Raw genomic sequence first — 15,927 nt, forward strand, 5'->3', positions numbered from 1 at the left:
ATTATAATTTTTAAAGCGCTCTTTTAAGAGCGCTAAATATTAAAGTATTATTCATTATTATCAATATTATCCCAGTATGTAAGTTCTTGTCCAATTACTGAACCAGTAAATTTACTACCATCATTTTTTTCATAATGTTTTAAAGCTTTCTTAACATATCTTATTCCAAGTAATACAAGTGGAACATTAATAAAGACCATCATAACATTTACAAAATCGGATATAACCCATATATTGTCTAATTCCATTCCTGTCCAAACACAGACAACCCCAAATGGAACAAATACTCCAGAAGATATTAATTTAGTAAAGATAGAAAATCCTTTTGTTTTAGAAATCTCACTAGCACAAATATCGATAAAGGCAATCATACCTAATACAGTTGAAAAGGCAAATAGTCCATAACAGAATGACATTATAACTTGTACAGGTTCTTCAAGTATTCCAGGGCTTAAGACAGCCAAAGAAGTATTATAAACATCTAGCTTAGAGTCAACCATACCAGCAAAATCTATACCATTAACATTCCATATCTGAGCAATGACAACCAAGAAACCAGAAATAGTACATATAACAAATGTATCTACAAAAACCCCAAATGATTGAACAAAACCTTGTTCTACAGGATGTTTTGCATCACTTGATGCTGCAGCCATTGTAATTGTTCCTTGGCCAGCTTCATTTGACATTAAACCACGTTTGATCCCTTGTTGCATAGCTATCCCAAAAGCACCACCAAACATTGCTTGAGGAGAAAAGGCTCCGCCAATTACACTAGTAAAAAATAAAGGTATTTTATCATAGTTTATTATAATTAGAATAAAAGCGATTAAAAAATATACAATTGCCATTATTGGAACCATAACATCAGTAATTTTAGCAACTCTTTTAATACCACCAAATACTATTGGAATTGTTGTAACAATTATTAAAACTCCAATAATAATATATACTAAGTCAGTTCTACCATAAGTTACACCAGTTATTCTTGAAGCAACACCACCAAAGGCTGTAAACATATGAAATACTTGACCAGGAAGAGTAAATAAGGCATAGACAATATATGCTAAAGCAATTAAAGCACCAAATATTTTATAATTACCAAGTAATCTTCGACCATAATAGGCAATACCACCTACATAAGTATCATCTTTTTTCTCTTTAAATATTTGAGATAAAGTAGCTTCAACAAAACTTGTTGCCATTCCAAAAAAGGCAGATACCCACATCCAAAACAAAGCACCAGGCCCACCAGTAGTAATAGCACCAGTTACACCCATTATATTACCTGGTCCAATTCTAGTAGCACTACTTAATAAAAATGCTGCCATAGGAGAAAGTCCAGTATCACTTTGTTCTTTTCTTTTTAAAATATCAATACTTTTTTTGAAGTATCTTACTTGGACAAATCCAAGTTTAAAGGTGAATAATATTCCTGCACCAATTAATAATAATATTGCAAATGTAAATTCGCCTAATATAGGAATTTTAGTATACCATTCAAAGTTACGTGGGAATTCCCACATTAGGTTACTAATAGGTCCTAAGAATTCAAATAGCTTATTTACTTGTTCAAATAGTTCTTTCATCTTAATCTCCTTATATTTTTAAATTTAGATTAAATACTACGATCCTCCTTTATTTTTCTTATGAATTGATACTATTATCGTTTTAAAATGACTAAAAAGCAACATTATAATGATTTTTTGATATAATCTTATTGAATTTTATTATATATTTTAAAAATCCATAAAAATATTACATAAATCAATATTCCTATTGAAATTATATATGTATATGTTAATATTTAGCTTATCAAAGGAAGGCGGAGAACAAATGTTAAAATATAAAAAACAAAATAATCAACTTATTATAGATGGAGTCAATATGGTAGAATTAGCAAATGAATATAGTACACCATTATATGTAATCTCCTATTCAAAGTTAAAAGAAAATATTAATGAATTTAAAGAAAGCTTTCAAAATAAATATGAAAATGTAAGAATACACTATGCTTCAAAAGCTAATTTATCTTTAGGTTTAGCAAAAATCATGCAAGCTAATGACTTTGGATTAGATGTTGTAAGTGGTGGAGAGCTATATATTGCAAAAGCAGCAGGAGTAAATCTTAAAAATATCGAATTCAATGGAAATGCTAAAACACAACAAGATATTGAATTTGCAATTAAAGAAGAAATAGGCTACATAGTTTGCGACAACGAAACAGAGCTTGCAAGAATTCAAGATATAGCTGCTGTACAAAATAAAGTACAAAACATTTTGTTTAGAGTTACACCCGAAGTTTCTGGTGGTGCACATAAAGCTATAAACACAGGGCAAAAAGATTCTAAATTTGGGATCCCAATAACTGAAGATATCTTTTTTGAAGTATTCAAAAAATCTTTAACTTTAAATAATGTTTGTGTTAAAGGAATACATTTTCATGTAGGTTCACAACTACACGATAATGAAACATATATTGAAGCAGTAGAAGTTGCTTATAAATTGTTGAAAAAAATAAAAGAAGAGACAAATGTTGAAATAGAGGTCTTAAACTTAGGTGGTGGCTTTGGGATCAACTATACAAAAGAAGATAATGCCCCAGGTTTATCATACTACTTTGATATAATAATGAAAAAAGTAGATGAAATATTTAAAAGACTAGAATACAAAAAAAGACCAAAAATAGTAATAGAACCTGGAAGATATATGATAGGAGAAGCAGGAGTAACATTATATCAAGTACAATCCATCACAGAAATTCCAAAAGTAAGAAAATATATAGGATTAAATGGTGGAATGACTGATAATATTAGACCATCAATGTATCAAGCAAGATATGAAGCTGTAGTAGCTAACAAAATGGATGAAGAAATTATAGAACTTGTAACATTAGCTGGTAACTGCTGTGAAAGTGGTGACATAATTATTGAAAATATTAAACTTCCAATAATTGAACCAAACGATACAATATGTGTATTCTCAACAGGTGCTTATGGTTATAGTATGGCAAGTAATTATAATAAAAATAGAATACCACCAACACTGTTAATAGAAAATGGTAAAGTACAAACATTAATCAAAGGTCAAACATTTAAACAATTAATAGAAAACGATTGTGAAATAGAAATATAATTTGCTTATAATCTTGAAATGATTGAAGTAATAACAAAGAAGCATTCTCAAAAATGAGAATGCTTCTTTATTGTAATTACATGAATACTATCATGATATTAATATTTGGCATTAAGTAAAAGTCTCTTAATGATGAATATATAAATTTATAAAAAAAAGCCCTAATAAAGGCTTTATTTGTTAAATGGCACTGTCTTATACCGAACTTAAAAATTGTTGAAAGCGAGTTAATAGCATTATTAATGTAATTAGCTGAATAGTCATTAGCTTGTAATTCATTTCTCCATTTATTAAGTAGTCTTGAATCAATATCATTAACATCTAAATCAATAAAAGACTCATATAAAGCAAATGTTGTAATATATATAGCTATAGTTGTATTTTTTAAATCCGACGTATTTTCTGAAATGAAAATATCACATAAATTTTTCAGGGTCATTTTAATTCCTAAATTAACGTTTAGTTATTTGGCTTTATCTTTTTCCCACAAAACTGCAGATTTTTTTCTTTTTGAATTTTCTAGACTTTTTTTGATACCTTTTATTATTAAAGTAAAAATCACCAACCCAATGATTTAAACTATTACTAAATTATGCCATTATAATTTTCTTCTAATTTATACAGGAACGCCTGCAACACTGAACGTTTCATCATCTTCAACTATAATAGGGCTAAACTCACTGTTCAAAGGTTGTAAAATAACACTTTTGTTTGACTTTATTACTTTTTTAAATGTCGCATCATATCCATTTACATACACTAAAGCTTCTTGGCCATAATCGATATTGGATTGCATTTTAAAGATGACTGTGTCTCCATTTTGATATTTTGGATATATTGAGTCACCTTTAATTCTTAAGCCAAAAAATCGCCTATCCAACTAGCAGGTATATCCTCTTCAACTAAAATATTTTCTATTGCGTAAATAGGAATGCTGGCTGGAACTTCTCCCAACACTGGAATAGTTTTTCTATTTCTATCAATATCTAACTTAGCAACATTGCTTTCTAATGTTTTTTTTGTTATCTAAGAAGTAGTCAATAGATACATTAAAATGATTAGCTATAGTTTTTAATGAATTGTAATCAGGCTATCTAGAATTATTTTCGTATTTACTATAAGTTGTTTGTTTTAAATTAATAATTTAGCAAATTTTTCCTGACTTAAACCTGTTGATAATCTTATTTTTTTAATCTATATCCTAAATTTATTTTATGCCTCCTTGTCTTAATGCTTAAAACAATATTAGTACAAATAGGAATAAAAACAACTTATATTAAACTTTTAGTATAAAATTGGTCTAAATATATTATGAATAATATGTATCATATAGCCATAAGTCCATATTGTACTAGAAAGGAGGCAAATATGGAAGTGTTAAATAGCTTTTGAGTCAACGACTGCAAGAGCTTTTTACATCTAATACATTAAGTAATGCACCAATAGCAAAAATGTCTAAAGACATAAGAGATGACTTTGATGTTGATAAGCAATATGCAGATAGATTGATTATAACTGAATCTAATTATTTTCATAACCAGTCAGAATTAAAAGGCTATGAAGACTCTGGATATACTAAATATCAGTATATGTCAGTCATGGATAATCGAACAAGTAAAGTGTGTCAGGAATTGGATGATCAAATATTTGAAGTAAAAAATGCTAAAGCAGGAGAAAATCTACCACCAATGCATTCTAATAACAGAAGTACTACAGTTCCATACTTAAGCAGTGATTTAATGCCAACAACTAGATTTGCTAGAAATTTAGAACCTAATGATGATAATCCACTTGATACATATACGACTTATAAAGAGTATAAAAGCAAATTACCTTATAAGGATGTTACTAATGAGTGGAGATTGGAAGCAAATAAAAAAATAGCAGCTAATGAAGCGGCTATTTTACTTCCTGAGGTTATAGAACCAAAAATAGGGGACATTATTAACTATAAGGGTGTTGATTATGAAATTGATGGTAAAAATGTAGTGTATGATGCATCAGTTAATGAGATTGAATTTGCACAATGGCTTTCAAAAGAATTCAGTGAAAATGTTGAAATGATACCGAGGGTCAATAATCCAGAAGGTGTAAAGGCTCCTGATTATTTATTTAAAAATAATTATTGGGAATTGAAAGCAATAAAAAGTTCAAATCCATCATCTCTGTATAACAACGTTAAGAAAAAGAAGGAACAAAGTAGCAATTTCATATTCGACTTAACTGAATCTACTTTGGAAATTGAGAGTTGTAAAAAGATTATTAAACAGATATTTACCAATGAAAGAACTGATTTTGTTAAAGAAATTATGATTGTGAAAAGTAAATTTTATAATGTTTATAAGAAGTAAAAAGAAGAGGTACCGCACTCGCTAGAGCTCGACACCTCTTCTTATTATCTACATTTTAACCCACAATAACATATTTGTAAACACATATACATTAATTTAATATCAAATAACCAAGGAGATACACAAATGCTGGAAATTACTATTATTCAATTGCTAACAATTATTATTGGTAGCAATTGAATTAATATTGGTCGCATTATTGTTATTTAAACGATAATATTAGTTTTAAACTTTATATTATTAGTAGTATTAGCCACTAAAATGGCTTTATGGTTAACAACTGTATTAAAAACAACTCCTAAAGCTATTACTTCTTTAGGCTGTAATAAAATTATATTTGAGAATGGTTGGTATTCATAGCTATCAAAAGTCATTGTATATAATTCGTGTTCAATAATCCCTTTAGTTAGATTTATTTTTTGCTTATTATAAAGTAATTGAATTGATTCGACATGAACTGACACCTGTCAAGTATACAGTGTAAATAATTAAATTCTTAACATTGCAATATAGCTTAAATACAGTTATCAGTTTTTTTTGTTATACTATATTTAGGAAAGGGGATAACCTCCAATTCTATAAATTTTTAAGTTGTTGTACTATTTTGAGAATTATGATGAGTTCGATAATAGTTAACAACTTTTCTGTTATATCAGACAATTTATTCATCTACCTTACCTAATTATATTACGCCACACTACCGGCAGTGTAAAGCGTTTTTAAATAATATTTAGTATTTGAAATCAAAAGTGTCATATTATTTTTAGAAATGTCATTTAATCGATTGTTTTAGAGAAATTTTTAAGGATAAAAAGCAATTACGGCATTAAAAAAAGCCCTAATAAAGGCTTATTTGTTAAATGGCAGGGGTGGCAGGAATCGAACCCGCAATAACGGTTTTGGAGACCGTGGTTATGCCGTTTAACTACACCCCTAGTTGATTGGCTTACCATGTAATTATACATTATTAGAATATACAATGCAATTTATTTTTGACAAAAAGTGCTATTTACGAAAAAAAGTTATATATTTTATAACTTTTTTTCGATAACTATTTATTATTACTATTTTTAACATTAACTTCATTAGTTTTAAAATCAGTAATAGAGTACTTTGGACTTCTATTACTAAAACTAAAGCCAGGTATTCTTTTTTCTTTAAAATTAGTTAAACTAATTGGTTTTCTATTTATAACGCTTGTTTTCATTATTATTCCCTCCATTAAGAACTAAAATATAGCATAGAACTAACCTTTATTTCAATTCCTTTGCTTTTGAAAATGGAAAAATTAATTCATATTACTAATTAAGATAAAATTAAAGTTGTAATAAATTTAACAAAGTGGAAATACAGGTGTATTATGAAAGTATAAAAATTAAAGATTGAGGTGTATAAAATGAAAAAATGGAATGGTGAATGTACTACAATTCTAGTAGGAAAAGATGCATCAATTGATGGATCAACAATGATAGCTCGTAATGAAGATGGACATGAAGCAGTAGGACCAAAACAATTTCTAGTTATTAATCCAGAAGATCAAATGAGAAGTTATGAATCAGTAATAAGTAAAGTGAAAATTGAATTACCAGATAATCCTTTAAGATACACTGTAATGCCAAATGCAGTAAGAGATCAAGGAATTTGGGGAGAAGCAGGAATTAACAGTAAAAATGTAGCAATGTCTGCTACTGAAACAATTACAACAAATGCAAGAATTTTAGGAGTAGATCCTTATGTAGATGGTGGAATTGGTGAAGAAGACATGGTAACAATAGTTTTACCTTATATTTCAAGTGCTAAAGAAGGTGTTGAAAGATTAGGTATGTTAACAGAAAAATTTGGAACATATGAACCTAATGGAGTAGCATTTTCTGATAAAGATGAAGTATGGTGGTATGAAAGTATCGGAGGACATCATTGGGCTGCAGTAAGAGTACCTGATGATTCATATGTCGTAGCTCCAAATAGATTTAACATAGATCATTTTGACTTTGCATCAAAAGATTATTTATGTTCTAAAGATTTAGAACAATTAATAATGGATAATAATCTAAATGCATCTAAAGATGGTAGTATTAATTTAAGACATATATTTGGTAGTGCAACAATTAAAGACCATCATTATAATAATCCAAGAACATGGTATATTCAAAAATTCTTTAACAAAGAATTGAATAATCAACCAATGGATGATGATCAACCATTTATATTAGTACCAAATAAAAAAATATGTATGGAAGATATTAAATTTTTACTAAGTTCACATTATCAAGATACTCCATATGATCCATATAGTACAATAAGTGATCCAGAAACAAAAAAATTGTTTAGACCTATAGGAATAAACAGAAATCACTCAGTTCATTTATGTCAAATAAGAAATAATGTACCTGAAGAAATTGCAGGAGTTCATTGGTTAGCATTTGGACCAAATACATTTAATGCTCTAGTACCATTTTATTCAAATGTAACTAAAACACCTAAAGCATACGCTAATGCAACAGGTACAGGTGACTTTACAAATATGTATTGGCTAACTTGTGCAATTGCCTTATTAGGTGATTATAACTATGATTTATATAGTGACTTAGAAAATGCTTTTGAACAAAATGCACATGCAAGTTTTAGAAACATAACAATGAAGGCAGATAAAGAAGCAGTAAATAAAAAGGATATAAATAAATATCTAGAAAAAATTAATGATGAACTTTCAGAAGACTCATTAAAAAGATCTACAAAACTACTTGAAGATATGGTAGTATTAGGATCACCACATATGAAATTAAGATATAGTCTAGGTGACTAATAAAAAAGGAGCTGTAATGCATTGATTTAATAATCATGCATTATAGCTTTTTTAGTTTTAATACAGAATTTGTTCAGTTATTAGTATATTTCATAAAAAAAGGCATTATTAAAAAGCCTATCACGATATTAAGTTTAAATATATCAATTAAGCTTAATTCTGCTTTTTTTATTATGATATTTTTTTATGTTATATCCTATACATATTAGTAAAAGCTCAGTTTTGACATTCTCTATCTTTTTTCTATGTATTCTAGTGTATTGATAATCTTGTTTAATTATTCCAAATGTTCCTTCTGCTTGGATACTTCTTTGTTTTCTTAAGTTACTACCAAAATCTCCTGTAAGGTTTTCATTTACTTTTTTGTACATTTCTTCAAGCTCAGGTGTAACTGTTATCATTCTATTTCCTGCAGCTTTAGTGCATTCTGATTTGACTGGACAGTCATTACATTTAGTGCATTCATATTTATATTGTTTTTTTCCGTAGCCATTTACATCTATTATATTTTCACTTATTAAAACATTAAACTCTTGATTTTCAGGACAAATTTTGAATCCATTTTCTGATGTTTTAAAGTTAATAGCTTGATATTTTTTCTTCTTAACAAAAGTTTTATCAAAATTAACTTTATTGAATAATGGGTATTTTAAAGTTAATTCCATATTGTGTTCTTTACAATATTTATAGTTTTCAAAACTACCATATCCAGCATCACCTACTGGATACTGTGGATAACTTTTATATTTAGATTTATACAAATCCATTAATGGAATGAATGTTCTCAAATCATTGGCACACTGAAATATATCTGCAACCATTATATATTCACTTGAAACTCCTACTTGGATATTATACCCTGGTTTAAAAACTCCAGTATTGTTATAATAATCATATTTCATGTGCATGAAAGTGGCATCATGATCAGTTTTAGAGTAACTGTTTCTATTTTCAAATATTTTAAAATGTTCTTCATATTTAGCTAATCTTGAATAATAATCATTTATTTTTTCATGTTTTCTTTGTAAATCGTGTTTTCTAGATCCTTTTCCATAAACAAACTCAATTTTTTGTTTTTTTATATTTATTTCAATATCTTCTACTATTGTTTTTAAGTATGTTGATTTATATTTATTTTTAACTGGAAAATATTGATCATAACATTTATTATATTCTACTATGAAAGTTGAAACATTAGTAAATAGTTTTTGTTGAAATTTTTCAACAGCTTTACGCCATACAAAACTAGTCTTTTTAGCATTGGCTTCAAATTTAGTACCATCTATATAAAGTTTTGAAGTATCAATTGAATCATCACAAGAGATAATATATTTATTTATATCATAAAATATATTTTCTATATTTTTATCAACTAAATTTTCATTTATAAATGTTGCGAAAGCATTGTGAGATGGAGTCTTCATATTACAAAGACTCATAAATCGTATGTCTGTTTTACATGCTTGTTCTATTTTTCTTAAAGAATAAATTTGGTTAGTATATGCAAATAAAATAACTAGTAACATCATTGTAGGATCATACCCTTGATTACCTCTATGGTATGATCGAGTTATGTATTTTGATAAATTAAATCCTTTCATTAGTTCTACAAATGAATGTACTACATCATCAGCTGGTGAAATTACTTCTACTTCTAGTGGTAAAATAAGCTGAACTGGTTTATAATTAAAAGCATAATTGTTATTGAGTAATTCGGTATTCATATATCAATTATACTAAAAAGGAAGAATGTTTTCTCTACATTGAGTAAACATTCTTCCTTTTATTGTATAGGACTATATATGCTAATGCATTACAGCCCCTTTTTATGCTTATAAATTTTATGCTTATAATTTTTATGCATATAATAATTATGCATATATTTTTTTAGCGAATACTTTTAACAGTAATGGTGATATTAAAGTACTTAATAAAATAACAATGATAAACGCTGAATAATGTAAATTATTAATAATTTCTGCTTCTTTACCAATTTGTATGATAATTAAGGCCATTTCACCACGAGAAATCATACCGGCACCAATCATCAATGAAGAATTTTGTTCAAATTTTGATAATCGTGCCCCAATATAACCACCAATTAATTTTGTAAGTACAGCAATTGCAGTAAATGATAAAATAAATAGAATTTGTGGATAGAAATCAGATAGCTCAACATTTAAACCTATACTTACAAAAAAGACAGGTATAAATATTGAATAACCAATTTCTTCAACACTTTTTAATACTTCATCAAACACCTCAGTTTGTGCAACGGCTACACCAGCAAAAAAGGCACCAATCACAGAACTTAAACCAACAAGATCTGCAACATAAGACATAGCTAAGCAAATTACAAGAGACATTATAATAACAGCAGAGTTAGATTTAATTTTAGAACTATAATTCATAATAAAAGGTGCAATCCATTTTATTAAGAAAAAGATACCACCAAAATAAAGTATTTGTTCAACAAATACTAGAGGTAGATTAGTAACAGAAGATTCGCTTGAAGTAGTTAAGAATGATAAACCAATACTTACAACAAAGACAACTAAAATATCATCTACTATGGCAGCTCCTAAAATTGTCGATCCTTCTTTTGAATTCAAAATATTTAACTCTTTTAAAACATCCACAGATATACTAACAGAAGTCGCTGCTAAAGCTATTCCTAAAAAGATAGCTTCATTAAAATTAAGATTAAAGCCAACACCAGTAAAAATTCCACCAATAATAGGTAAAATAACTCCTAATGAAGCTACCATAATAGCTGGTTTAAAATATTTTTTTAACAAAGAAACATTACTTTCTAAACCAGCCATAAACATTAATATAATAATACCTATTTCAGAAAACTCTTTTACAATTACATCAGGATGAACTACATTGAAACCAGCTTTTCCTAAAATTAGGCCCACTAATAATTGACCAATTACAGCTGGAATTGCAATTTTTCTAGACAAATGACTAATAAGAGTAGTAGAAATAAGTATAATACATAAAATACCAATAAATTCCATATTAACCTCCTATACTTATAATAACACGTAATATAATTATAACATTGCTAGTAAACTGTTTTATATTCGAGTTTAGAAAAAAAATATAAAAAAATAATTAACAAATCTTTTAATATAATTAATATTATTAATTACGAGAATAAAAGTTAATATTATAATAAAAAAATGTATATATAATTAAAAATAATGGTAGAAATATTTACATTAAACAGTATATAAGTTAATAATATAAAATAATAATTATAAATAATAGTTAATAATTAATAGACAGTATGATTATACTGTCTATTAATAAAACATTTATATCCAATTTTAAAATAAAAAAGCTACATTATTTTTAATAAATTACTACACCATTTAGCAAATTCTTTAGTATCAAGTCCCATACAAACATCAACATACGGTTTATTTATAATGCTAGGATGATAATCGACAACAGTTGCACCTTTTGCAAAACCATCTTTAACAATTTTGACATCTAATTTTTCAACGTTAAAAAATTCTGGATGCTCTAAATAAAAAATAGTACAAACATCATGCATTGAAATACCATCATCAAAATTTCCGTCTTGATATTCACTGAACATTTGATAAAACATTTTTTGAATTTTAGACCCTTTTAATAAAGGTGCTAATTCATTGTTAGTTAGTAAAGCATTATTTGTTGCATTTAAACCAACCATAACTAAAGAAACATTAGTATTAAAAACTAAATCTGCAGCCAGTGGATCAACATAAAAATTAAATTCAGCACAACTTGAAACATTTCCTAAACCAATGCCTCCACCCATCATTACAATTTCTTCAATATTATTTTTTACTTCCGGATACATCTTTAACAGTAAAGCAATGTTAGTCAAGGCTGCAAGACTAATAATTGTCACAGGTTTTTCACTTGCTAATATAGCTTTTCTCATAGCATTAACAGCACTTAATTCAATAACACTTTTTAAAGATTTTGGTAAAACAATACTACCAATACCACTTTTTCCATGTACATAACTAGCATCACTTAAATCACCTAATAAAGGATATTCACTACCTTTAGCTACATCTACATCATATCCAAAATAACTAATTAAGTCTAAAGTATTCCTAGTTGTATTTTCAAGATTAACATTTCCTGCCATTGTAGTAACTAATAAAATATCATATTTATTAGAAAACAATGCACATGCTAAAGCTAAAGCATCATCAATTCCAGGATCTGTATCAATAATAATTGGTTTTTTCATTTTTTTATAACTCCTCATTAAATAAATTATATCTAATATAATAATAACATATTTTCAATAAACTAAAAATACACATTACTTAAGGTATTTTATTGTATTTCTTGTAGTAAAAATAGTAAAATAATAATTATAAGAGTATACTATACTATAAGAGTGGAGGAATTTAAATGTTTAATAAAAAAGAATTAAAGTACAAGAATGAAATAAATAAAAAAACAACAAAAGCAACTAGTGAAATCGAGAGTTTGATAACATATTTAAATGAGAATTTAGAAAATATAAAAACTGAAAATGAGCTAAAAGTTAATAGAATTTTAGATAGTTTAGAAAAAGATGAAGATGTAAACCTAAGAAAAGTTCAAAAGCTATTAAAAAAAGAAAATAAAAAAACAAATAAGAAACTGAAAAAGTTTAAAAAACAAACAAAGACAATTCAAAAAGAATTAGAGAAAAAAATGGACAAAGGACTTTCATCAATAAAGGATGACATGTTTATTGATGAAGTTAATGAAGCAATATATGATAGAAATAAAAATATTAATCCTAAATTTTTTGCATTAAAAGAGTCATTTTTTGATACTATAGATGAAACAAAAGCAGAAGTTAAACCAGCAGTGACAAAAGCTTTTGCTGCTGTAAAAGATAAAAGTAGTGAAAAAATAGAAGATGTAAAAAGTAATATTGCAGATAAAATAGAAGATTTTGATATTGATAAGTTCAAAAATGATTTAATAATAGATAATGTTAAAATACAAAGGGATATCAGAAGAAACCTTGCAAAAATAAAAAATCAAACTAAAAAATATCAAACTGAAATAGGAGAAAACTTACAGGATAAAATGTCTAAAATAAATAAAATTAAGAATTTAAAATCATTACAAGTAAAAACTAAAGCAAAAAAAGAAGAACTTATAGATGAAATAGCAGATATTAATGATGAGTTGTCTATCAAAGAAGATAACATGCAAGAAAATAAAAATAAACATACAGCTTTAAAAGTATTAGCTGTAGCTCCAGTTGTAGCGACTGCTGCATCAGCTGCTGCAATATCATTTAATGCAAAAGTAATTGAAAAACGTAGTGTTGCAAGCAAGTTAATTGAATTAGGACTGCTTTCAATGGATGTGAAAAATAAAGTAGGTTTTATAATAAATGATCACATTGCAAATGAAGCAATACTAGATAATGCAAAAGAATACAGTTCATTTGACTATATACTTCCATTAAAGTTTGAAAACAAATTTGGAATAGTAGAGACATCATATGAAAATGTTTATAAAATAGAAAACATAAATGGATATTTACAAAAAATAGTAATATTCTTTCATCCAGGTATGTTTTGGATGCAACCAGATGAACAACAATATAAATATGCAACAACACTAGCAGATAATTTAAATGCAAGTGTTTATATTCCAATATATCCAAAAGCACCAACTTATAATTATAAAGATGTCTATAAATTTTTAGATGAATTTTATACTAAGTTAATAAAAGAAAATCCAAACAAAGAAATTATTTTTGTAGGAAATAGTAGTGGTGGATCTTTAGCCTTAGGTTTTGCAATGTACTGTCAAGAAAAAGGACTATTAACACCTACAAACATAATCTTAAATTCTCCAATTTTAGATATTCAACTTAATGATACTAAGATTTATGAGATAGAAGAAAATGATCCAGTTCAAAGACCTTATGATTTAAAGATAAGACTAAGTTACTATGCAAATCATGAAGATGAAAAAGATTATAGATTAAGCCCAATATATGGAAATATAGAAAATATAGGAAAAATCTCAGTGTTTACAGGTACAAATGACATATTTAATATTGATGCTAGAAGATTGTTAGATAAGAGTTTAATTGATAATGTAGCTATTAACTTTTATGAATATGAATACATGATACCAAACTTTGTACAATATACCACTCCAGAAGCTAGTGAAGCATTAGAAACATTAATAGAAATAGTATTAAACAACTAATCTAAAGGCGGTTCATCAACTGAATCGCCTTTATAACATGCTTGCATAATAAGTTATTCTAAAGTATTATATAAAAAACAATCGGAGGTTTATTATGGAAATAAAACTTAGAAAAATTAAAGACAAGGATTACAATCGTGTTTCAAAATGGCTTAAAAAAGAATATATTAGTAGTTATTTTAATAATAAGCCACTTTATTTAGAAGAAGTAAGTGCAGTAAATATGAATCATAAACAATTAAAAAATTATATTATTGAAATAGGAGTCCAATCGATTGGATTTGTTCAAATATATGATATCTTTAATCTTACAAATGATTTATTAGAAGTAGATCAACAAGACAGTGTTTATAGTTTTGATTTTTTTATTGGCGAAGAATTTTATCTTGGAAAAGGTTATGCTAATATTATTGTTTCAAAAATAATTAAAAAAATTAGGTTAAACAAAAATGTCAAACAAGTAATTTATCAAACTGCAAAAGAAAATATCGCTTGTGCAAAAGCTTTACTGTTTAATGGTTTCATTCTTGATGAAGAAAGTGATTTGTATTATTTAGATTTAGATGAAGTAATAATTGAAGATTACATTGAAGAAGATTACATAAAAAAAGTAGAAGAACATTTAAATAGATATAAAGAAACAAAATTTGCAGATACTTCTGAAAAAAATTATGTTTCAAATATAAAAGACAATTTTATATTTGATGTAAATTATATCAAAGAGCTAGATGAATTTAGATATATAGATTATGATTCAATTAGAATGAGAAGACTAAACAGTGCATTAGTACTTGCTATGAACTTCTTTAATACTAGAGTTATGAATGATGATATAATTGTTAAATTAGTTAGAAATTTCTTTAAAATAAAAATCACAGAAGAGATATTTTCTGTTAAAAGATATTTTCATTTTAACGACTATGATTTAACAGGTAAATCATCTACAATTGCCTTGTATTTAACTATTAACAATAAATATCGTTTATATATAGAAACAGCATATTGCCAAGAAAATTATAAAAATATTGAAGAGATCACAAATGAAAAAGTCCAAAACTTTAAATTTGTTTATCAAAAAATGTTAAATAATTGTCAAAATGCATATACAAATATTGAAATGAAAGAGTTTTACACACACTATCAATTCTACAGAAATATAGCAAGAAGACAGTCAGAATATGATTATGTTGCTTTTATTCAACCATTTGATAACATTAAACTACAAGAAGACTTAGATAGTGGACTTGAAAGAGTTAATTCTGATAATATAAGAATTCTAGATTGGCATGAGATGATAAAATGGGTCTTAGATAATACTAAAGACTATTTATTAATTGAAAAGATGAGAGAATTAGAAGCTAAGTATTTTGGATATAAGTATAATTTATTATAAAA

General features: G+C 26.7%; 13 protein-coding genes and 1 tRNA gene. 5 read left to right on the forward strand and 9 right to left on the reverse strand.

The annotated features are described in order from the left end of the window. Positions 1-47 precede the first annotated feature (47 nt). Positions 48-1,589: an alanine/glycine:cation symporter family protein gene (locus ACD762_RS03145; RefSeq protein WP_423364408.1), complete on the reverse strand. Its 1,542-nt coding sequence runs from the start codon at positions 1,587-1,589 to the stop codon at positions 48-50. Between the two features lie 247 nt (positions 1,590-1,836). Between ACD762_RS03145 and lysA the strand changes: the two genes are divergently transcribed. Beyond that, positions 1,837-3,135, forward strand: a complete 1,299-nt coding sequence (gene lysA, locus ACD762_RS03150; RefSeq protein WP_423364409.1) for a diaminopimelate decarboxylase — start codon at positions 1,837-1,839, stop codon at positions 3,133-3,135. Positions 3,136-3,211: 76 nt separating this feature from the next. Here the strand turns inward: lysA and ACD762_RS03155 are convergent, their stop codons facing one another. Both ACD762_RS03155 and ACD762_RS03160 read right to left on the reverse strand, forming a co-directional pair. Continuing rightward, entirely contained in the window at positions 3,212-3,574 is a 363-nt protein-coding gene (locus ACD762_RS03155) for a phage integrase SAM-like domain-containing protein (RefSeq protein ID WP_423364410.1), read from the reverse strand. A gap of 177 nt (positions 3,575-3,751) precedes the next feature. Continuing rightward, a complete protein-coding gene (locus ACD762_RS03160; protein WP_423364411.1) occupies positions 3,752-4,015 on the reverse strand; it encodes a S24 family peptidase in 264 nt (87 codons plus the stop codon). 508 nt (positions 4,016-4,523) lie between these two features. Here ACD762_RS03160 and ACD762_RS03165 point away from each other — a divergent pair. Beyond that, positions 4,524-5,486 (forward strand): minor capsid protein, encoded by a 963-nt coding sequence (locus ACD762_RS03165; RefSeq protein ID WP_423364412.1) that lies wholly within the window; start codon positions 4,524-4,526, stop codon positions 5,484-5,486. A gap of 206 nt (positions 5,487-5,692) precedes the next feature. Here the strand turns inward: ACD762_RS03165 and ACD762_RS03170 are convergent, their stop codons facing one another. The 3 genes from ACD762_RS03170 to ACD762_RS03180 form a co-directional block, all read right to left on the reverse strand. Next, entirely contained in the window at positions 5,693-5,950 is a 258-nt protein-coding gene (locus tag ACD762_RS03170) for a hypothetical protein (protein WP_423364413.1), read from the reverse strand. Between the two features lie 397 nt (positions 5,951-6,347). After that, positions 6,348-6,421: transfer RNA gene (locus ACD762_RS03175), tRNA-Trp, on the reverse strand. Between the two features lie 116 nt (positions 6,422-6,537). After that, positions 6,538-6,693 (reverse strand): hypothetical protein, encoded by a 156-nt coding sequence (locus ACD762_RS03180; RefSeq protein ID WP_423364414.1) that lies wholly within the window; start codon positions 6,691-6,693, stop codon positions 6,538-6,540. Positions 6,694-6,882: 189 nt separating this feature from the next. On the opposite strand from ACD762_RS03180, the gene ACD762_RS03185 reads away from it, so the two are divergent. After that, positions 6,883-8,292, forward strand: coding sequence for a C69 family dipeptidase (locus ACD762_RS03185; protein ID WP_423364415.1), 1,410 nt, complete (start codon positions 6,883-6,885; stop codon positions 8,290-8,292). 134 nt (positions 8,293-8,426) lie between these two features. Here ACD762_RS03185 and ACD762_RS03190 read toward each other — a convergent pair whose 3' ends face one another. From ACD762_RS03190 to ACD762_RS03200, 3 genes are all read right to left on the reverse strand, one after another. Then, positions 8,427-10,016, reverse strand: a complete 1,590-nt coding sequence (locus tag ACD762_RS03190; protein ID WP_423363416.1) for an IS1182 family transposase — start codon at positions 10,014-10,016, stop codon at positions 8,427-8,429. 147 nt (positions 10,017-10,163) lie between these two features. Then, a complete protein-coding gene (locus tag ACD762_RS03195; RefSeq protein ID WP_423364416.1) occupies positions 10,164-11,315 on the reverse strand; it encodes a cation:proton antiporter in 1,152 nt (383 codons plus the stop codon). Positions 11,316-11,641: 326 nt separating this feature from the next. Further along, complete coding sequence (locus ACD762_RS03200; RefSeq protein ID WP_423364417.1) at positions 11,642-12,550, reverse strand: nucleoside hydrolase; 909 nt, start codon at positions 12,548-12,550, stop codon at positions 11,642-11,644. Between the two features lie 167 nt (positions 12,551-12,717). Between ACD762_RS03200 and ACD762_RS03205 the strand changes: the two genes are divergently transcribed. Continuing rightward, positions 12,718-14,532: an alpha/beta hydrolase fold domain-containing protein gene (locus ACD762_RS03205; RefSeq protein ID WP_423364418.1), complete on the forward strand. Its 1,815-nt coding sequence runs from the start codon at positions 12,718-12,720 to the stop codon at positions 14,530-14,532. A 94-nt stretch (positions 14,533-14,626) separates the two neighbouring features. After that, on the forward strand, positions 14,627-15,925 hold the full coding sequence (locus ACD762_RS03210) for a GNAT family N-acetyltransferase (RefSeq protein WP_423364419.1): 1,299 nt from the start codon (positions 14,627-14,629) through the stop codon (positions 15,923-15,925). Positions 15,926-15,927: the final 2 nt, after the last annotated feature.

It is taken from the genome of Mycoplasma sp. P36-A1 (assembly GCF_049478495.1).
In the GTDB taxonomy this organism is placed as follows: domain Bacteria; phylum Bacillota_I; class Bacilli_A; order JAJDGJ01; family JAJDGJ01; genus P36-A1.